At 40.2% G+C, this 20246-nt stretch carries 18 protein-coding genes; 13 read left to right on the plus strand and 5 right to left on the minus strand.

The window, feature by feature from the left end; genetic code table 11:
- Positions 1 to 8: 8 nt before the first annotated feature.
- From ACI6PS_RS06045 to ACI6PS_RS06055, 3 genes are all read left to right on the plus strand, one after another.
- On the plus strand, positions 9 to 2993 hold the full coding sequence (locus tag ACI6PS_RS06045; RefSeq protein WP_421011650.1) for a type I restriction endonuclease subunit R: 2985 nt from the start codon (positions 9 to 11) through the stop codon (positions 2991 to 2993).
- 213 nt (positions 2994 to 3206) lie between these two features.
- Positions 3207 to 4007 carry a hypothetical protein gene (locus ACI6PS_RS06050; RefSeq protein ID WP_421011651.1) on the plus strand — a complete coding sequence of 267 codons (801 nt, stop codon included), beginning with the start codon at positions 3207 to 3209 and terminating at the stop codon, positions 4005 to 4007.
- Positions 4008 to 4212: 205 nt separating this feature from the next.
- Positions 4213 to 4437: a hypothetical protein gene (locus ACI6PS_RS06055; RefSeq protein ID WP_421011652.1), complete on the plus strand. Its 225-nt coding sequence runs from the start codon at positions 4213 to 4215 to the stop codon at positions 4435 to 4437.
- 124 nt (positions 4438 to 4561) lie between these two features.
- Here the strand turns inward: ACI6PS_RS06055 and ACI6PS_RS06060 are convergent, their stop codons facing one another.
- Positions 4562 to 7360 carry a T9SS type A sorting domain-containing protein gene (locus ACI6PS_RS06060; protein ID WP_421011653.1) on the minus strand — a complete coding sequence of 933 codons (2799 nt, stop codon included), beginning with the start codon at positions 7358 to 7360 and terminating at the stop codon, positions 4562 to 4564.
- Between the two features lie 95 nt (positions 7361 to 7455).
- The gene (locus ACI6PS_RS06065) at positions 7456 to 7689 is read right to left on the minus strand and encodes a helix-turn-helix domain-containing protein (RefSeq protein WP_421011654.1); all 234 of its coding nucleotides are present in this window, start codon (positions 7687 to 7689) and stop codon (positions 7456 to 7458) included.
- Between the two features lie 231 nt (positions 7690 to 7920).
- Between ACI6PS_RS06065 and ACI6PS_RS06070 the strand changes: the two genes are divergently transcribed.
- From ACI6PS_RS06070 to ACI6PS_RS06080, 3 genes are read left to right on the plus strand one after another with little or no spacing between them, the layout of a single operon-like run.
- The gene (locus tag ACI6PS_RS06070) at positions 7921 to 8475 is read left to right on the plus strand and encodes a DUF2975 domain-containing protein (protein WP_421011655.1); all 555 of its coding nucleotides are present in this window, start codon (positions 7921 to 7923) and stop codon (positions 8473 to 8475) included.
- Between the two features lie 3 nt (positions 8476 to 8478).
- Complete coding sequence (locus tag ACI6PS_RS06075; protein WP_421011656.1) at positions 8479 to 8688, plus strand: helix-turn-helix domain-containing protein; 210 nt, start codon at positions 8479 to 8481, stop codon at positions 8686 to 8688.
- Between the two features lie 19 nt (positions 8689 to 8707).
- A complete protein-coding gene (locus ACI6PS_RS06080) occupies positions 8708 to 9181 on the plus strand; it encodes a GNAT family N-acetyltransferase (RefSeq protein WP_421011657.1) in 474 nt (157 codons plus the stop codon).
- On the opposite strand, the gene ACI6PS_RS06085 is transcribed toward ACI6PS_RS06080, so the two are convergent.
- Positions 9162 to 10199 (minus strand): endonuclease, encoded by a 1038-nt coding sequence (locus ACI6PS_RS06085; RefSeq protein ID WP_421011658.1) that lies wholly within the window; start codon positions 10197 to 10199, stop codon positions 9162 to 9164. The two genes, ACI6PS_RS06080 and ACI6PS_RS06085, sit on opposite strands and share 20 nt — an antisense overlap.
- Before the next feature lie 246 nt (positions 10200 to 10445).
- Between ACI6PS_RS06085 and ACI6PS_RS06090 the strand changes: the two genes are divergently transcribed.
- The 3 genes from ACI6PS_RS06090 to ACI6PS_RS06100 all read left to right on the plus strand — a co-directional run bounded on the left by ACI6PS_RS06090 (position 10446) and on the right by ACI6PS_RS06100 (position 13358).
- Complete coding sequence (locus tag ACI6PS_RS06090) at positions 10446 to 11888, plus strand: FAD-dependent oxidoreductase (RefSeq protein WP_421011659.1); 1443 nt, start codon at positions 10446 to 10448, stop codon at positions 11886 to 11888.
- A gap of 112 nt (positions 11889 to 12000) precedes the next feature.
- Entirely contained in the window at positions 12001 to 12657 is a 657-nt protein-coding gene (locus ACI6PS_RS06095; RefSeq protein WP_421011660.1) for a hypothetical protein, read from the plus strand.
- 158 nt (positions 12658 to 12815) lie between these two features.
- Positions 12816 to 13358, plus strand: coding sequence for a hypothetical protein (locus ACI6PS_RS06100; RefSeq protein WP_421011661.1), 543 nt, complete (start codon positions 12816 to 12818; stop codon positions 13356 to 13358).
- Between the two features lie 61 nt (positions 13359 to 13419).
- On the opposite strand, the gene ACI6PS_RS06105 is transcribed toward ACI6PS_RS06100, so the two are convergent.
- Positions 13420 to 14298, minus strand: a complete 879-nt coding sequence (locus ACI6PS_RS06105) for a PPK2 family polyphosphate kinase (RefSeq protein WP_421011662.1) — start codon at positions 14296 to 14298, stop codon at positions 13420 to 13422.
- Between the two features lie 55 nt (positions 14299 to 14353).
- Here ACI6PS_RS06105 and ACI6PS_RS06110 point away from each other — a divergent pair, with 55 nt between their 5' ends.
- From ACI6PS_RS06110 to ACI6PS_RS06125, 4 genes are all read left to right on the plus strand, one after another.
- The gene (locus ACI6PS_RS06110) at positions 14354 to 15196 is read left to right on the plus strand and encodes a DUF6929 family protein (RefSeq protein ID WP_421011663.1); all 843 of its coding nucleotides are present in this window, start codon (positions 14354 to 14356) and stop codon (positions 15194 to 15196) included.
- A 162-nt stretch (positions 15197 to 15358) separates the two neighbouring features.
- Positions 15359 to 15859 carry an RNA polymerase sigma factor gene (locus tag ACI6PS_RS06115; RefSeq protein ID WP_421011746.1) on the plus strand — a complete coding sequence of 167 codons (501 nt, stop codon included), beginning with the start codon at positions 15359 to 15361 and terminating at the stop codon, positions 15857 to 15859.
- A gap of 2 nt (positions 15860 to 15861) precedes the next feature.
- The gene (locus ACI6PS_RS06120; protein ID WP_421011664.1) at positions 15862 to 16761 is read left to right on the plus strand and encodes a hypothetical protein; all 900 of its coding nucleotides are present in this window, start codon (positions 15862 to 15864) and stop codon (positions 16759 to 16761) included.
- Complete coding sequence (locus tag ACI6PS_RS06125) at positions 16758 to 17216, plus strand: hypothetical protein (protein ID WP_421011665.1); 459 nt, start codon at positions 16758 to 16760, stop codon at positions 17214 to 17216. The genes ACI6PS_RS06120 and ACI6PS_RS06125 overlap by 4 nt, the downstream gene beginning before the upstream one ends.
- Before the next feature lie 95 nt (positions 17217 to 17311).
- Here the strand turns inward: ACI6PS_RS06125 and ACI6PS_RS06130 are convergent, their stop codons facing one another.
- A complete protein-coding gene (locus ACI6PS_RS06130) occupies positions 17312 to 20029 on the minus strand; it encodes a T9SS type B sorting domain-containing protein (protein WP_421011666.1) in 2718 nt (905 codons plus the stop codon).
- Positions 20030 to 20246: the final 217 nt, after the last annotated feature.

Below are 20246 nucleotides of genomic sequence, written 5' to 3' on the forward strand. Positions count from 1 at the left end.
CTGCTAATATGAGCATCACAACCGAAAATACGTTTGAAACAGCAATAGTGCAATCACTTATCGAAAAAGGTGGTTATACATTAGGGAGTGGCAGTGAATATACTATAGATTTAGGTTTCTTTAGAAGAGATATTATTGATTTTCTACAAAGTTCACAACCAAACAAATGGGAGAAAATCAAAGCCATTCACGAAAAAGATGTTGAAAACAGAGTTTTACAACGACTTTATAAAGAACTCGATTTAAGAGGTAGCTTAGATGTATTACGAAATGGTTTTACAGATTACGGTGTCCGTTTTCAAATGGCATTTTTTAAACCTGTTTCTGGTTTAAATCCTGATGCTTTAGCATTATATGCCAAAAACGAATTAAAAGTCCATCGTCAAGTTTATTTCAGTAAACAAAATACTAATTCTGTGGATTTGGTAATTTCATTAAATGGAATACCAGTTGCTACTTTAGAATTGAAAAATCAATTCACGGGTCAAAATGTAACGAATGCTTTAAAACAATACAGCACAACTAGAGATAATAGAGAATTACTATTTGCGTTCAAAAAAAGAACTTTAATACATTTTGCGGTTGACCAAGATGAGGTTTTTATGACTTCAAAATTGGATGGTATCAAGACCTATTGGCTACCATTCAACAAAGGCTACAACAGAGGCAAAGGAAATCCTCCAAACAAAGAAGGATATAAAACACAGTATTTATGGGAAGATATTTTAGCTAAAGACAGTTGGCTGGAAATCATTCAAAGTTTTGTACATCTTCAAACCGAAGAAATTGAAATGGAAGGGAAAATATTCAAAAAAGAAAAACTTATTTTTCCACGCTTCCATCAATTAGACGCAGTTAGAAAAATTGGAGCGGATGCAATAGTAAACGGAGCAGGTAAAAATTATCTAATTCAACATTCAGCCGGTTCAGGTAAAAGTAATTCCATAGCATGGTTGGCTTATCGATTGTCAAGTTTGCATAACGATACTGATCAAAGAATATTTGATAGTGTTATTGTAGTTACCGATAGAAAAGTGTTAGACCAACAATTACAAAATACCATTTACCAATTTGAGCATAAAACAGGAGTGGTACAAAAAATTGACAAAGACAGTTCCCAGCTGGCAAGTGCAATTGGTTATGGCACAAATATCATTATTACAACATTGCAAAAATTTCCATATATAATCGATAAGGTAAATGAGTTGCCCGACAGAAAATATGCGGTAATTATTGACGAAGCACATAGCTCACAAGGTGGCGAAGCCAGTAAAAAATTAAAAGAAGTATTAGCATTAAAGTCATTTGAAGATGCCGAAAAAGAAGAGGAAGATGAATATACAGCAGATGACTACATTAGAGAACAAGTAGAAAAATCGGCTTTATCAAGAGGTAAACAAACTAACATTTCATTTTTTGCCTTTACAGCAACGCCTAAATACAAAACGCTTCAAGTGTTTGGTTATAAAGATTCAGACGGCAAACCGCATCCATTCCATTTGTATGCAATGCGTCAAGCCATTGAAGAAGGATTTATTTTAGATGTACTAAACAATTACACAACATATGAATTATATTTCAAATTAACCAAAGCAATAGAAGAAGATCCAAAACTTAATCGCAAAAAAGCATCTAAAGCTATTGGTAAATATGTTTCATTACATCCATATAATTTGGCTCAAAAAACCGAAGTAATAATTGAGCATTTCCGACAAGTAGTAGCAAAGAAAATAGGAGGAAAAGCAAAAGCAATGTTAGTATGTGGTTCAAGATTACACGCTAAAAGATACTTTGAAGAATTCGATAATTACATCAAAGAAAAAGGGTATGAAAACGAAATTAAAGTATTAGTAGCGTTCTCGGGAAAAGTCATAGATACTAATTTTCCAGACGGTGTTTCAGAACCAGAATTAACTGGTTATGGAGAAAGAGAGTTGCCGGAAGTTTTTGATAAAGATGATTACAAAATACTTATCGTGGCGGATAAATACCAAACTGGTTTTGACCAACCATTACTACATACTATGTATGTAGATAAAAAGCTATCTGGAGTAAAAGCAGTACAAACATTATCAAGACTAAACAGAACCTGTCCTGGTAAAGAAGATACATTTGTATTAGATTTTGCTAATGAAAGACAAACAATTTTAGATTCGTTCCAGCCTTACTATGAAATAACATCGGTTACAGAGAAAACAGATGTAAACCATTTATATGATTTAAAAACGAGATTAGATCAATTTTTAGTGTATTGGGAAAATGAAGTAAACGCATTTGCTAATGTTTATTTCAATCCTACAACAAAAATAAATAATGCCAAAGAGCAAAAATATTTATACAGTTTTACCGATCCAGCTATAGAAAGGTTTAAAAAAATAAAAGAAGAAGATAAGAAAGATGAATTCAAAAAAGGATTACGTTCTTGGACAAATCTTTACGCTTTTCTTTCACAGATTATGCCATTTACAGACCAAGATTTTGAGAAATTCTATGCTTATGCGAAACTATTACAAATCCGTTTGCCCAAAAGAGATTTGACAGAAAGTTTAGAGCTAGGCGATGAAATTGCTTTAGAGTATTATAGACTTCAAAAAATAAAAGAAGGTTCAATTGATTTAATCAAAGGTGAAGATGGAGAATTGAGCGGTACCACCGAAGCAGGTTTAAAAAAAGAAAAAGAAGAGGAAGCTTTGTTGTCGGAAATTATAACAATTCTTAACGACCGTTTCGGAACTGAGTTTGAAGAAGCTGATAAATTATTTTTTGACCAAATAGAAGCTGAATTATTGTTAGATGAAACTTTACAGGTTCAAGCAAAAGTTAATAAGATAGATACTTTTAAATATGCTTTTGAAGACTTATTTGTAACAAAACTTATTGAACGAATGGATCAAAATCAAGAAATCTTTGAGAAAATACTTGAAGACAAATCTTTTGGTGATCTAGTAAAAGAGATGATGATGAAAAAGGTATACAGTAAGATGAATGAGTAGAATTTTTCTTTCTAAAGTGTCTTCACTATATTAAAGTCAAGATAGGGATGAGACATTGCAGGCAACTTCTGTATGGGAGAATAATTTTCTTTTGGGGATGGTTAACAACAACTAGCCTATCGCTAGGCCTTTTTCAGTAGTGAACTAAAATAATCCGATTTTATACTATATTCATACTAATCGTTTTATAACTAAATAAACTCACCTATCATCATGAGATACTTAAAATACCTACTCCTTTTGCTTCTTGTAAACTGTACAAAAAAGGTACCTGAAAATAAAGTTGCTCTACTTCCAGAAAACAGTTGTGGCTGTCGGCTTACGGACCAAGAAATGATTGAAAAATTACCCATTACCGCAATTGGTGACAGTATAGTTGTCTGTAAAGTTGGCACCAATTATGTCGCTGGAAGCGGAAGGGATGCTATGACATGGCTTGAATATCTTCAAAGCGAATACCATGGTTTTGAAGGGAGTATCTATGATTGTGTCCGTGAAGCGTCCTTTAAACAACTGTACGACTCCCGCATCTTATCCTATAGGGACAAAAAGATTATCATCGATTATCGCTTCCCAATCGATGTATATGATGCGACCAGCGGCAAATGGATCGATCTTGAATTGCAGACCTACAGTCAAACTATCTACGCGAATAATGGTACTATATCCTACTCTGCTCCCGCCCTTATCTTTAAGCCACCCCTCCAACCATCAAAAGCATTTGCTTTGACTAACACCGAATATGAAAAAGAGGCTGCCCGAACGGATCATTATATGATTTCGACGACGATGAAGCGACTATTTACTTGTGCCGTTAATGGAGACGAAAAATCCAGAAAGAGGTTTTTGAATTTGACTACCGATTTTAAAGCCTATTACGATAAGGATGACTATTCTTTGAAGTATTATCACAAGTATCTGAAACTTTATCAAGATTACATGAACTATCTTCAAAAAGGAGGAAAAAAGACCTACTATGACCTTACTGTTTTTAATCTGAAGAACTCCAAATAGATTAGCATGCTATTTTAACCCTCGTGGATGTATTTATTATTGGATAGGCAACACATGTTGCGGTTGATCAGCTGGAGACGTCGCACTGTAACGTCTGTACTGTTGCTTCTTACGTGCTAATCCATAAACTAAACCCTAAAACTTATAACACATATTGCAGTGTGATGCAGTACCTTAGAGTCATTAACCCTCGATTGCACGTGCTATGAAAGTTACCTTTAAAATCAACAAGACACTCACACCTTCCGAGGAAATCGAAATGCAAGGTTTCGTTTCGAGCTTGGAGCAACACTATGCGGCCGACATCAACCGTGAGGAACGAACGTTCTATACCTTGTTTAACTTTAGCACCACCTGGATGAATTATCAGAAGATCCTCCATTTTATCCAACAGATCGGCAAAGGAAAACCTTATTTGACGGTGCTGTAATAGCGGCATCGCAAACCGCACAGGCGTTGCATTGCAACCGTATCGGCAAAAAAAAGCGCTGCTTATGCAACGCTTCTTTAGAAAGTGAGTTGTTGGGGTGCAACCTCACTGTGATATGGAATGCCTATTTTTTTATCAGTTTGGTAGAATAGCTCTTATTATTCTGCAACAGCACCTTTACGATGTAAATGCCGTCCGCAAGCAGGGAGGCATCTACCTTCTTGTCCTGCACGGTCATCACTTCCTTTCCTAGGATGGAATAGATTTTTACTTCCCTTACCATTGCCTCCTCCGAAACAATGTGCACCATTCCCTCCGTAGGATTTGGATATAGGCCAACACTGCTGGTATTTTCTATGGGTGTGGTATGCAGCAGTGGATCGAACTCATAGGCTCCGATGTCCACCGTATTGTCTTTGATTCTGTCGTTGCCTTCCAGATCCAGCACCATTGCGGTAAGGTCAGGCATTGCTCCTGCATTGTACACGGCATTGGTTCCTGCGTTTATGGCTGGACTTGCTTCTAGGAGGTGGTAGTCCTCGGCAGTTGCATTGGCGAAAAGCGGGTTGGTATCGATGTTTCCGCCCAAGTTGGTCCCCATCGGCGGGGAATCGAAATAATTGAAGGCGCTTGGGTTCCAATTAGTACTGCCACCGCTGTTTGGAATCAGTGTATTCTGAAACGAAACCGGCTGGAAGAGCCATATATTGCCGGATTCGGTGAAAACTGAAGTATTGTTGTGGATGATGGAGTTGCGGATATGATTGGTACCGCCTCCGTCGCTTCCGTAGAAAAGTCCTCCTCCCCACTGGTTGTAGGCATGGTTTTCGGTAAACGTACAATTGGTAATGTAGCTGTCTCCGAAAAGTATCTTACGGAATCCTGCTCCAACACTTCCTGCATTTTTATAGAACAGGGAATTGCTGATGGAAACCTGGTCGCCCGGCCTTGCTTGGAACAACACGGCCGAATTGAAGTTGTCCCTGAAAATACAGCGGTCGATGGTTACGTTGAGTGGATGGGTATCGGCTGGATTGTTCGGATTGGCAACACCCAGCAACCAGATAATGTTTCCTCCCACGGCACTGGTACCGTTGGATTCGAAAATTGAATTGGTTATGGTAGCTCGTGAGTCCACTACATTGAAGACCTTCCCATTACCGGTTTGTTGCTGATTGGCGTTGTTGGCAAAAAGGCATTCGTCTGCCCATACCTTGCCGTTGGATATCACCTGTATTGCGGCGGATTGAAACGCATAGTTGTTGATGAAATTACAGCGCAGAAAGGTAGCTTCTCCTCCCGTATGTACATTGACCGTAACCACGTCGTCATTGACGGCAGTGTTATTTGTGAAATTGCAATCGAGGAAGGTATTCTGGGAAGTGTTTCTGATATCTGCCGCACCAAAGGTAAGGTCCGTAAAGGTGCAGTTTTGGTAAACGGCATCAGAGTTGCTCTCGAAAAGGCCGTACATGTAGGTTTGTGAGTTGGGATGCTTGGTGATGATGATCCCGTCCAGAAGGGTCTGGGACGAAAGCTTTTTGCTGGCAGGATGAAAATTACCTATAACCGCATCGTAGGAAGACGTCATTTTAGTGGGATGCAGTTCGACATTACAATCGTTAAGGGTAGGATTTCCATTTGCCGGAAAGCCTCCATAGACCTTGATGCTGTCGCGGAGCCTAAAGTAGGGACTGTTGGCAAAATAGGTTCCCTCTGCCACCCATACCGACCTTCCTTTGAATTGGTTGTCCATCATCAGTTGCAAATCGCCGGAGGCATCTGCCCATGAAGAGCCGGTTCCTGTGGCGTTTTCCCTTACATACAAGATTTCCGACTGTACGGTTTGGTGTTCTGAAAGACCTATGTCGATAGCGTCCACTATTCTATTGTTGTTGAAATAATCCTTGGTGGTATTGTTGGTTGCGGCAAGGTAGGCCTGAGTGTTTCCTTTGTTGATGGCTATTGGATTCTGCATCGAATAATCGGCATTGAACATAGGATCTACATCGTAGTTACCGCCCATGTCGATACCGTAGAGCATGAATTGAGGTACTTGAAAAATGTGCTCGCTCCCTCGACTGTCTTGCAGAATTGAATGGGACGAATAGGCAACGCCATTGGTTCCTGAATTGAAATTGGGACTCATGTATACATCTGGCGATACATAATCGGTTGTATTGCCATAGACGATGCAGTTGTAGAAATAGCAGTTGGTATTGGTAACGCTTATTCCGCCTGTGGCTCCCTCGGCATGGTTGTTGGCAATCACGCAGTTGTAGAATTTAGGTGTGCCGCCGTTGATCCTGATACCGCCTGTGTCGCCATCGAATCCGGATGTGAGGATGGATGTGTTGTTGACCACCAAGACCTGAATAAGGGTAGCATCTGAATAGCTCATCAAGATTCCGGCCCCCAGTCCTACATTTGAGGTGTTGAGGGTTACTTTTAAATTTCTGAACGTGGCGTTGCAATTGGTCATGTGGATTCCGGCACCTCCGGCGCTGTAGCCTTGCCTAATGGTAAAACCGTCCAAGATGGTGGCGGCGGTCATCGGTTCCCATGTTCCGTAGGCTTCTACCACCCTACTCTGGTTGCCTCGAAGAATGGTTTCATGAGCTTGGGGATTTCGGTCATTGAAGACCGGATTGTCCGTGAGGGGAAAACCTCCATAGAGGGCAATACCTTCCTTTAGCGAAAAGGCAACACCTACGGCGTTTTGATAACTGCCCTGCTTGACCCAGACCTGATCGCCGGGTTGTGCATTGTTGAGGATGTTTTGGATGTTGTTTGAGGCTAGTGACCAACTGCTCCCGTTGCCGGATCCGTCTTGGGAAACGTACCAGGTTGTGTTTTGCGAAAAAACCAATTGAAATGAGGAGAGCACGAAGAAAAGAACAATAAAAATGTAGTTTTTATTCATATTGAATTTGGTTATTGCCAAATTTAATAAAAAAAACGGATTGATGATTCTTTATGTACTGTAAGTTTAATTTACTTTGGGTCTGACTATTAGGATTATTTTTCCAAATCCAAATCAAGCAAGGCTGAAGGATGCACACCCAGTCCTTTTGCGAGCTGCAACAAGGTTGTAAAGCCGAAATTCTTGCTGCCTTCCTCTATCAACAGAAGGTCTTTTTTGATGAGGGAAGAATTTTCGGCAACATCGTTTATGGTCAATCCTTTTGCTTCACGCAGGGTTTTGATATGTTTTCCGAAGAGGACTAGTCTTTTGTCTTTGAAGTGCAACATGTAAATTCTTTTTCTTTTTAGAGTAAATGTAAGTCATCTTGAAAGAAGTGGCATCAACCGGACTTCAATTCATATTTAGTATAAATTAATCCAAACCTTATCATTTGAAATTCGCTACAATTGCTATTCTAAACAAAAAGCAAATCTACTATTTGATGAAAAACAATTTATATTTATTGTTTTTCAATAAATATTTATTATGTTTGCATCATCAATTTAAAACTTGAAATCATGAACATCTACATCAGCACCGAAAGAATCCTTCAGTTCCTGACTATTCTTTCCTGGATTATCTTTATTGGTTTGTGTATAGAAACCTGCAGTTACCTCACTTCTACCCTTTTCAATCTTTTTCTGGAACCCTCCAAAGCAAAACTTATGTGGCATCCTATTGATCTGTCTTCGCTTTTTGCTTTTGATCAAGGCTACTATGCAGTGGTTTCTTTTTTCGTTATTCTTGTAGGGGTATTGAAAGCTTTGCTGTTTTATTTCATTATTAGAATCCTGCAAAATAAGAATTTCAATATGTCACAGCCTTTCAGTGATATAACCAGACGCTTTATCTTTAGCATAGCCTATACGACTTTGGCCATTGGCTTGTCTTCCAGCTGTGGTGCTGACTATACAGAATGGTTTATGGGCCAAGGAGTGAAAATGCCGACGCTGGAGCAAATGAGCATAGGCGGTTCGGATGTCTGGCTGTTTATGAGTATGACGCTTTTTGTGATTGCCCACATTTTTAAAAAAGGAATCGAGATACAGACCGAAAACGAACTAACCGTATAAGCTATGCCCATAATTGTAAACCTAGACGTGATGATGGCCAAGCGAAAGATATCCTTGAACGAGCTTTCGGAAAAAGTAGGACTAACGCTGTCCAACCTTTCGATATTGAAAACCGGAAAAGCAAAAGCCATACGGTTCAGCACGCTTGAAGCCATCTGCAAAGTACTGGACTGCCAACCTGCGGATATTTTGGAATATAGAGAGGAGGAATAAGCAACCAAAAACATTAAAGATGAAAACTACCTGCCTATTAAAACGGACAAGCTCTACCGATACTGATTTTCAGAAATTAGTGATTGCGCTTGATAAAGAATTGGCCATAAGGGATGGCGAGGAGCATTCCTTCTTTGCCCAATATAACACGACTACCTTGATAAAACATGTTGTGTTGTTCTATGAAAATGAACTTCCAATTGGCTGTGGCGCTATAAAAGAATACGATCCAGCTACTATGGAAATTAAAAGAATGTTTGTTCCCCTAGCGGAAAGAGGAAAAGGAATTGCTTCAAGGGTTTTACAGGAATTGGAAAAATGGGCAAAAGAATTAGGCTATCAGAAATGCATCCTAGAAACGGGCATAAAACAGCCCGAAGCGATTGGCCTGTACAAGAAAAACGGCTATTCTATTATACAAAACTACGAACCCTACACCGCTGTAGAAAGCAGTGTCTGCTTTGAAAAGGTACTTATTGCACCACTATCTTAAATGCTTTGGAAAGGTTTTCCTTTTTTAAGGTGACAAAATAAATCCCTGTGGCTTTGTTTTGAAGATCAATCTGATGCTCGGTTGTTCCTGATTGCACCAGTTGTCCCATTGCATTGTAGATTACATAGTTCGTGTTACCGCTGGTGTTTTTTACATAAACTGTTCCGCTGGTTATTGTTGGATACAACATAACGGTTTCCATTTCGGTTTCAGGAATCGACAGCACATTCCAAGAATCGGTTGCAACGGTTCCGCCCCAGATCATTGTGGCTAGATAAGGATTATCGATAAAAGGGTTGCGGTTGCCCTGCATGTCTTGCAGCACTACATTCCGATTCAATTCATATTCTGAAACGGGATCCTGGGCATTCCAATTCAGGAAAATATCGGGCATGTCAGCAAAAGGATTGCTTGCCGTTCCGGCACCGATAACCGTGGCCGGACATTGGGTTGGATAACGCAAGTACATGTACATCATCATCCTTGCAATATCGCCTTTCCATTCATCACCCGGATAGAAATTACCGTTGCCGAGCACTACCGCATTACCCGTCCCTTCGTCATAAATACGATTGCTGCGGGTAATGTTGAACTGCGAATCAATTGCACGAAGATGGTGCGCATCCGAACCAGCAAACTCCGATCCTAAATTTGGGCTTCCCAAAGAGCGTGGAAAAGTATGCTCCCTTACCCATAAACCGGTACAACTTGACGTATGACAGCTAAGATTCTTATCCCTTCTCCTGTCGTTAAAAGGAAGGTTGTCGGTTCCGTCTTCATAGCCGTATACCAACAATACTTTTGTATTATCGGCAGGATCCAAGTCGGCCAGCTTGAGTGCGTTCCAAACTTCGGGAGTATAAATCAAATTATAGGTATGGGTATTGGTAACCAATGTAGCAAGTTGCATTCGAAGATCTTCTCCACTCTGGGTAAAGTTAATAGAAGAATAATACGCAGGAATCTGCGCAACGCAAAAAAGGGGCATCAAAAAGAGCCCTAAAAATAGTTTTTTCATTAAGCGGGGTATTGTGTGGGGTAATTATATTTCCAAAGCTACAGTATTTAGATTGAAAATGATCTTTAGTTGCTGTTAAATAGGCGTTATGAATTGAATTTCAGATGAGAATCCGCTGCAACAATAGAAATTTATAAGCTGCAAATCAAAATGTAAAGCCTACAATCTTGCGGTTTTTTATATGGGATAATTTGAGATTTATAGTAGTTTTGCCAAGTGATTTTCTTCTAAACACAAAGCCACTTCATGCAAACCAAAACCTGCTTCACTACCTGCCCAGAATGCCAAGGAAATGGCAAAAAGAAAAGCCGCATCAAGAAAAGCGTGAGGCTTCGCTATGAAGCTGCTTTGGAGCAATTTAAGAAGGCAGATGCCGGAGGAATCGCTCCGCTTCGCCCGGAAGCACACTTATCTTCTTGCAAACACTGTTCGGGTTCCGGATTGGTGGCTTCTGAAAACTTTCCAGTTGCTGATGTAGAAAATCTTCCCCATGTTGCCATCATTGGTGGCGGTATTGGAGGCGTGGCATTGGCGGTAGCCTGTCTGCATAGGGGTATTCCGTTTACGATTTATGAGCGCGACAGCAGTTTTAATGAGCGTTCGCAAGGGTATGGACTTACGTTACAACAAGCCAGCAAGGCTATTGACGGTTTTGGAATTTTTAGTCTGGACAAAGGCGTGGTTTCCACAAGGCATTTGGTGCACACCACCGACGGAACCGTCATTGCCGAATGGGGAATGCGCAAATGGCTCGAAAATGCCAGCAAGTCCACCCCTAAAAAAACCAACGTTCACATTGCACGACAATCCTTGCGATTGGCACTCTTGGAACAATTGGGTGGAAATGAAAGCATACAATGGGGACACCAATTGGTTGATTTTAAAGAAACCCAGGACACAGTTGACCTCAACTTTCTAGTGGATGGTACGCCAAAAACCGTAAAAGCCGACCTTGTCGTTGGTGCCGATGGTATCAGAAGCGCCGTACGAAACGTCTTGATTGGTGAAGAAATTTCGCCGTTGCGGTACCTTGATTGCATTGTGATTTTAGGTATCTGCGAATTGAGTGCGCTTGAAAACAAGGATCATCCTTTGCTGGATGGTGCTACTGTTTTTCAAACTGCCAATGGCAACGAACGTATCTATATGATGCCTTTTGATGCAGCTTCCGTAATGTGGCAATTGAGCTTTCCCATGTCTGAAGAAGAAGCAAAAGAGCTTAGTGCAAAAGGCGCACAAGCGTTAAAGAAAGAAGCTTCCCGACGCACGCAATGGCACGCTCCTGTTCCGCAAATTATAGAGGCAACCTTGGCAAGCCATATATCCGGCTATCCTGTTTACGATCGCGAATTGCTCTCTTCGGAATTATTAGAAAAGGCCGGAAAGGCAACCCTGATTGGCGATGCCGCACATCCTATGAGTCCGTTTAAGGGACAAGGTGCCAACCAAGCGTTGCTCGATGCATTATCCTTAGCTCGAGAAATTTCAAAACAATGCAAACCATTGTCTAAATGGCGTGAAACTGGAATCCGAGCAACAGTTCTATCTACTTTTGAAACTGAAATGCTGGAACGGAGCGCTATTAAAGTCGAAGACTCGGCGGCGGCGGCACAATTTCTACATTCGGAGATTGCACTTTATAAAGGCGACGAACCTAGAGGAAAAGTTTTGAAGCGGAAAAAATCCTAATTATAAAAGAGGAATCGGAAACCAACTATCCAATTCTTAGGCCGCTAAATTTTAAAGATACATTAACTAAATCATCTACAGTTGAAAAGAGGAAATCGATACATTTGGAGCTATGAAAATAATCCTTTTCCTGCTTTTATTTCTAACCGGTAACCTTGTTTCTGCCCAAGGCACAAAAATAATCTCGGGCAAGATTGTGGTTTCCGATGCTACCGTCGATCAAGTCTTGGTAGTGAACTTAAACACAGAAAAGGAAACCCGAACCGATAAAGACGGTCGTTTTAAAATTGAGGCACAGCTTGATGATTTGCTTATTTTTCAAGCCCCACATTTGGACAAGATGCGGAAGCTGATTGACGAAGATGCATACGATAGTCCGCTTGTGACAGTAGAAATGACCTCACATGTAACGGAACTCGACGAAGTGGTGGTTACCAATTATTCGCACATCAATGCCTTCAATCTGGGAATTACATCCACCTATATAAAGCCACTGACTCCGGCAGAAAGAGGAAAATACAGATCGGAAGCTCGTGCAATGGAATTCAGCGAAAAGCTTTTGATGATTGAAAAGCTCGAAACCCTTTATGATGAAGATTTCCTCACCACCAAACTCAAAATCGAAAAAGATCTTATAAAAGCTTTCTTCTTCTATGCAGTTGAGCATCCTTGGTTTATTGCCGTCCTAAAAGGAAAAAATAAAACACTCCAAACGTTCAACCTGACGATTTTGGCACAACGTTATAATACTCTGCAGCAGCAAGACTGATGGCTGTCGTCGTAATTTTTGTTACACTTTCTCAGGTTAAATTATAACAATTCTCAAAAATCCCGTAACTCATTCTCAAAATTGCCAATCTATCTTTGCCTTGTGCTTTGTTAGGAAATTGACTAGTAAAGCACTTACTAACTTAAAAAACAAAAATTATGAAAACGACAATCAAAAGCCTTATGGCAGTAGCAGTTGCTTTATTCTTTTCGAGTAATGTAAATGCACAAGAACCAGCGACCCTACCTGAATCGGCTGAGAATTATGACCAAGGTTTCCGTTTAGGATTTGGTTTAAATGCAGGATATGTATTTGATGATCCTTATGATTTTGCACTTGGTGGAGACGTACGTTTGCAGTATGACTTATCAAAAAGAACTTCCGTTACCTTGACAACAGGTTTCACCAACCTTTTTATTGGAGACGATATTAAAGATTTAGGATTTATCCCTGTAAAAGCAGGTTTCAAAGGATTCATCTGGGAAGATCAATTCTACCTGTTAGGTGAAGTAGGTGCCGGTTTTGCCGTAACCAATGATTACGATCAAACTTCTCTGATCCTTTCTCCTGGTATCGGTTATGCAAACAAATACATCGATTTGAGTTTGCGTTATGAATACTACAGTGATTTCCCAACAGCAAACGATGGTGAAGGTGTAGGCCAACTTGCCTTGCGTCTTGCTTACGGTTTCAGACTATAAAAAATAAAATTGCTATGAAAATAAAAACCTGATTGCCTTTTGACAATCAGGTTTTTTGTTTTTACTCCTTGCTTAATTGCTCAATATAAAGGTTGATGTTTTCTTTAATGTCATCTTCCAATTCAGGATTCTTGATGTCCGTGTATTTTTCCAATTCATTCAGAATAATTTTCCCGACCATATACCGCACCAAATCCTTATCATCTGCCGGAACCACAAACCATGGCGCTTTTTCTTTCGAAGTCTTGTTGATGGCTTCCTCGTAATACTCTTGGTATTCGTCCCATTCCTCGCGTTCCTTCAAATCGCCGGGCGAAAACTTCCAATTGTGCTTGCCTTTTTCCAGTCGTCTCAAAAGGCGTTGTCTTTGCTCCTCCTTGCTCAGATGCAGGAAAAACTTCAAGACAATCGTTCCGTTTTCCACAATATGCTTTTCAAAATTATTGATCTGTTCGAAACGTTTTCCCCAAAAATCTGGCTTGATATCCTTCACGTCTTCAATTCCGGGAATGTTTTCATTCAAAATATATTCGGGATGCACGCGGGTTACCAAAACATTTTCATAATGCGTACGGTTGAACACCGCAAACTTCCCTCTTTCGGGCAAGGCAATGTAATGGCGCCATAAATAATCGTGTTCCAGCTCCGTTGAATTGGGTGTCTTGAAACTGTGGACCACCACGCCTCTCGGATTCATCTCCTTGAAAACCTCCCGAATCAGGCTGTCCTTCCCCGAAGTATCCATCCCCTGAAGGCAAATCAAAACGCCGTAACGATTGTGAGCATACATCGTATCCTGCAAATCGCTCATCGTGTTCCGTACCTTGTCGAGCGCGTTTTCCTTTTCCTCATCGGTTGCATCAACCTCTATTTTAGTGGGACGATGCTTTAGTTGTATGGCATCCACTACACGAAATTCCTCTAAATTTAAGTTTTTCATATTCAATTTGTTTTACATAAATGTATATATTTAAACTCGAAAATGAATAATCAATATGCAAAAATTTCAACTTGAGTTATTGTTCCAAATCATTGGGATTGGCTCGGCTTCCGGACTCTTCTTCAAGAACGACACTCTTTTTATCATTTCCGACAACAGCAAGGCGCTCTACGAATACCACATTTCCGATAAGAAACTCGACACCCATATCGTCCTTGAAAATGCAGAACTGCCACAGGACAACATTCCCAAGAAACTAAAACCCGATTTTGAATCCATCACACCCTATGGCGAAGACTTGTGTATTTTTGGTTCGGGTTCTACGGAGAACCGCAACAAGATGGTGCAGTTCAATACCTACACTAAAAAGGCAGTCAAGACTTTGGACCTTTCCGATCTTTACCTTTCCATGCAGTATTTTGCCGATATAAAACCAGAAGACTTCAATATTGAAGGTGCAATTTACACGGGCGATGTTTGGTATTTCTTTCAAAGAGGCAATGCTGCCAACGGTCAGAATGGGGTGTTTACAGTTACAGCTGAGAATCTCGAAAACGAATTTTCCATCCTTTATAACTCCTATAAATTGCCCAAAATAAAAGGTGTCCAGACCAGCTTTACCGATGCCATCCTTGTAGACGACATGATTTATTTTTTGGCCACAGCCGAAAATTCAAATTCCACTTATCAAGATGGCGAAGTATTAGGAAGCATCATCGGGAGCATCAAAACTGATTCGATGAAGCTCAAACTAAAGCAAACCATCAGCAACACTCATAAATTTGAAGGACTCACCCTTTTTAAAAACAATAAGGACTCGCTCGAATTTCTGCTCTGCGAAGACAAGGACACCGAGGTACAGCAATCGGATATTTACAAACTCACTTTGAAGAAATGAGTTTTCAGTTATCAGTTGTCGGTTGTATGTTTTCGCTAAGAACGGACAACCGACAACCGACAACTTTTTCCTCCCCCTCCCAACCTTTTCACTAAATAACCACTCTATATAAAAAACACTTCGATTGTGATAGACGAAAAATTAATAACAGAGTGCAAAAAAATGCATCGTGGCGCCCAGAGGCAGGTGTATGAATTGTTGGCACCCAAGCTATACCGGACGTGCAAACGGTATTTGAAAAAGGAAGAGGAAATAGAGGAAGCGATGGCCGATGCCTTCTATACCATCTTCACAAAGCTCGACCAACTCAAGGAAGTCCTGGCTTTTGAAGCCTGGGCCCGCAAAATTACGGTCAACCAATGCCTTTTGACTTTAAAGAAAAACGTCAACTTCAACCTCTATCTGGATGACATGAAGGTGGAGCCAAAACTGGAAACAGCTGATGACACGGTGCTTGAAGAGGAAGATTTGCTGCAGTTACTCAACCATATTCCCGAAGGTTGCAAGACGGTGTTCAACCTCTTTGCCATCGAAGGCTATTCCCATAAGGAAATTGCCACGATGCTCGGCATTTCGGAAGGAACGTCCAAATCGCAATTGAATGTTTCGAGAACAAAACTCAAGGAATTGGTGAACAATCTTTATTATCAAAAAGCGAAATAATAATGGAAAATCAAGATAAATTATACGAACAATTTCAGCAGGCTTCCCAAAAGGCTGAAACGAAGGACTTTCCCGGAATGGACAAGCTCTGGGCAAGGGTTGAAGACAAACTGGACCATAAAGTACTGAAGAACGAAAACAAGCTTTGGAAAAAAATAGCCATCGCCGCTTCCTTCCTGTTGCTTTTTACAGTGGGCTATGAACTCTCTAAAGAAAACGAAGAGGTGGTTACTCCTGTAAATCCGGTGGTGAATTCTGAAATAGAGCCTATCAAAGAAGACGCCATTGTTCTGGAAAAACAAGACGAGATCACGGCACCCCTACCTCTTGTGAGTCCGAAGCAGGCCGAGAAGATTATACAGGAAAAGATAAAACCACAAGACGGCGTTTCCGTTGTTGAAGATGCAGCACCAAAAGCAGAGGAATCTTTTGCCACAAGCGCTAATGCATTCAAAAAGGAAAGCGAAGAAAAGAATAGTGGCTATTTTGAAACCCAAAAATTCAATGCCCGATCGGTGCAAAATAATCTAGTGGCAAAAGAAGTGCAAGATACCGTCAGACCAAAGCGAGCAGTTATAAAACAAGATCCTCTTTTTGTTGTAAACGGCAAGGCGCTTACCCCGATAGAATCCGAAACGCTGCTTAGAAGCAAAGCCGTTGCAGACGACATCCAAACGATGGACATCCTGGCCGAACCGCTCTACATCATCAACGGGGTTGAATATACAGAAACCGAACTTTTTGGTCCAAATCCTACCAGTCCGTATTTCCCGCTGAACCAACAGGAAATCACTTCTACAACGGTCTACCAAGGCGAAAGTGCTACAACTTTATATGGAGAAAAAGGCAAAAAGGGCGTTGTCGTGATTACTACTAAAAATGGAAAACCTGTAGAGAAATGAAAGCACTGATCTTCCTTCTTTTTCTGAGCACTTCCATTTTTGCACAGAAGAAAACGCCCAAAGGCGAAACAGAAATTATATCTCCAAGCCGACCCCTAGTGGTTGTAGATGGCAAAGTTGTATACTACACTTCCCTAAAAGATTGTTGTAAGGGAATCAAGGATGATGACATAGAATCGATGTCTGTCTTAAAATATCCGCTTTACATCATCAACGGAGTAGCCTATAAAGAGATGGAGCTTTTCGGTCCGAGGCCAACGAGTCCCTATTATCCCTTGGTTGATCAGGAAATTGTTTCGATAGAGATCATTAGAAAAAAGCAAACAGCCGTTGAATTACATGGGAACTCGGAAGTGAACAGGAGCTTGGAAGCAAATGGGCGTTTGGAAGTACACGATGCACATATTATTATTGTAACTAAGGATGGAAAGCCCTTGGAGAAAAAGGAAATTTAATTATCGATTGAAATTTTAACAATTAAATTGTCTATGGCATAGATCTAAAAAAATCCCAAACTCATGAATTTGGGATTTTTTTGGTTAGACAAACATTATCTTTTGAGTGTGAAATGTCCTCTGAGCTCTTTTCCATCGTTGCCGGTTACTTTAAACCAGTAATCATTTGTTGGCATTTGGGTGCCGTCAACGGTGCCGTCCCAGCCTTCGTTGCTCCTTAATTTTTTCAGCAACTTTCCGTAGCGGTCGTAGATTTCAGTAATGAATTGGTCTCCTGCCTGTGCAAATTGTATTTTCCATGTATCGTTGTATCCGTCAGCATTTGGCGTGAAAAACTTAGGAAACGAGATGACGTAGAAATCATCATCGGTCATACCACAACCATTTTTATCTTTTACATAAACCGTGTAGAGTCCGCCAGGAAGCCCTGTAAACACATTTGAATCCTGAAAGCTCAAACCGTTGAGCGAATATTCATAATCCCCTACACTGTTTGGTGACAAGATCACGGTAATGACATTTTCTGTTTGGTTCCAATCTGATACTTCAACATCGGTAATAGTGGCAATATTGGATAGGAAAACTGTAAAATCCTTTGTTGCATCGCAGGTTACTTTTCCATGATCCTTAGTAACAGTTACAGAATAAGGTCCGGGCTGTGAGATGATGATCGTTCGCGTCGTTTCGCCAGTTGACCAAAGATAGGTATCGTGTCCTGCTCCGGCATCTACAATTATCGACTTTCTTTCGCAAACTGGTAGTCTATCTTTTAATGGAATAACAGGCGGTGCCAATAAATCAAGTTTAAGCTCTACGACTTTATAACAACTGCCCTGATTGGTCACTCTTACATAAACTGTTGTGGGGCCGAATATCTGAAAATCTCTAAAATTGATAATTTCTTCGTCAAAGTTTTGAGTTTCGGCACCACTTGCTGTAGTGAAATAATGAAAAAAATAGGACGTAGAAGGAGTCAGATAGGAATCAAAATCCGATAGGTCAATAAATTCATCGCCAGCATTTCCTATATCGCAAATTTGTGTGTCATAATCGTCTGCATTTAATGTTGTATTGATAATGACTGTAACTTCTAGTCTAGTCTTACTTTCACATCCATTTACAGTTTGACTGGCATAATAGGTTTGTCCATCTACCAATGGTGTATTGTTTGGAAGCAGGTTTCCATCTAATGGCGCATCATACCATCTTATGGCGTTTCCATCCGCATTTATACTTTGAACAGTAGAAACTTCGGAAACACAGAAATACTGTATTGCATCTCCAATTGGGGGCGCAAAATTGTTAGCATAACTTGTCAAAGTTACCGTCTTTGGTAGAGAGGTACATCCTGTTTCATCTTTGATAAGCACAAGATAATCTCCTGCAGGCACATCTACCAAGGTATTGCTGGTTGTCCAGGTTAGTCCGTTATCATAACTGTAGTAATCGCTCTGGTCAAACACTTCTATACTCCCAATATCGGCACAAGAATCAGGTTGTGTAGTCAATATATATGGTTGTGGCAGATTATCAGGATATTCATCCATTGTTGCGGTTCGAGGACTTGAAACACAACCGGCTGTTCTGGTAAGTAAATAATAATAGCCATAGGAAAGGCCTTCAAAAAGAGGATTTGTTGACCACGAGAAACCGTTATTGATGCTGTATTCCTCAGCTGGAGAGGTAAACAATATACTTCCGAGTGTTTCACAAGCCGCAGTTGTCATTATATACCGTGGCATTGGAATAACCGTATTGACTGTATAACTGTTTTCATAACAGGTTGTGCCGTCGAATACTTTAACGGTGTAAGTTCCAGTCTTATCTGCATAAAGACCGTCTGAAACGTCTAGAACAGAAGAAGCACCGTTAATAAAAACAGGGTATCCGCCTTTGTACCATTGATAAACTACATTCCCTGCTGCAGGAGCATTTAATACAGCCGTTAGTGTCAAATCATTTGAACATAGACTTCCTTCTTTTCTGATGAACAAATCCCCACTATCGGCAGTATTGATAATAACGTCATCATAAAGAAAATAAGGATATGAACCTAGGTGCATAAACGGAACGTGATAGGCCTCTGGCATCACTTCTGGGCCACCAATCATAATCTGTTTGATTACAAAAGGTACCGTGAAATTTATTGTAACATCCTGCCAATTGGGTTTTGGATCATAGGGTACGTTTCCAAGTTCAACCCATGGAGATCCAGGACCAACTGGAGTTCCTCCTAAAAATGTAGGGATGTTGCTTACGGTTGGACTACCATATATAGTTAGGTTTATCGGTGTAAGATCGGCTATTACCTTGTCATAAGGATTTGGTGGATTGTTCCTATAAATGATAGCACAAACCTTTAGATTCAATTCTGCCTCTGCTCCAGCCGGAATTGGGGTGGTTAGTGTTGCTTTAATATTTTCGACAATATTACTGGACATTACAGCACCTGCAATTCCATTGCCAGAAGGAAAAAATACAGGTTCATCATTTGGAGGGAAACCATCTGGTGGATACATGTCTAGATCTGGCAAAACAAAACCACATTTATTATAATAGGACGGAGTTCCCATTGTGCCTTGCATCCAAGGTGCAACCTTGTAGAATTGTCCCATCATATTAGGACAACTGCTATACTCTTCAAAATCAAAATTGGGCACTAAAGATTTTTTGGGAGCTGGAGTGCATGCGCATTCCGGGTCTCGAAGGTCAATCAGTCCATTACCGTTATCATCAATACCATTATTGCAAATTTCTTGCGAAAATGTGCATAACGTAAAGAAAAACAGTAAAATAGAGTAATAAATCTTCATAATAAAAAAAATTAATAGCTTGTAAATTTAATCAATTAAATCAAATATTTCCTATATAAAGTTTTGTTAATAAACCATTTGCAGTTTCAAGGTGATCATTGCAATACCATATAACAGCTGAAAACTTAGAAACCCTACTTTGTTGCTCTTAACCTTTTTAAGTATTTTTATAAAAATAATTGTAACTTTAATTTGCCTTACACAGTAAAACTTTTAT

The organism is Flavobacterium sp. PLA-1-15 (genome assembly GCF_049060005.1).
Classification (GTDB): domain Bacteria; phylum Bacteroidota; class Bacteroidia; order Flavobacteriales; family Flavobacteriaceae; genus Flavobacterium.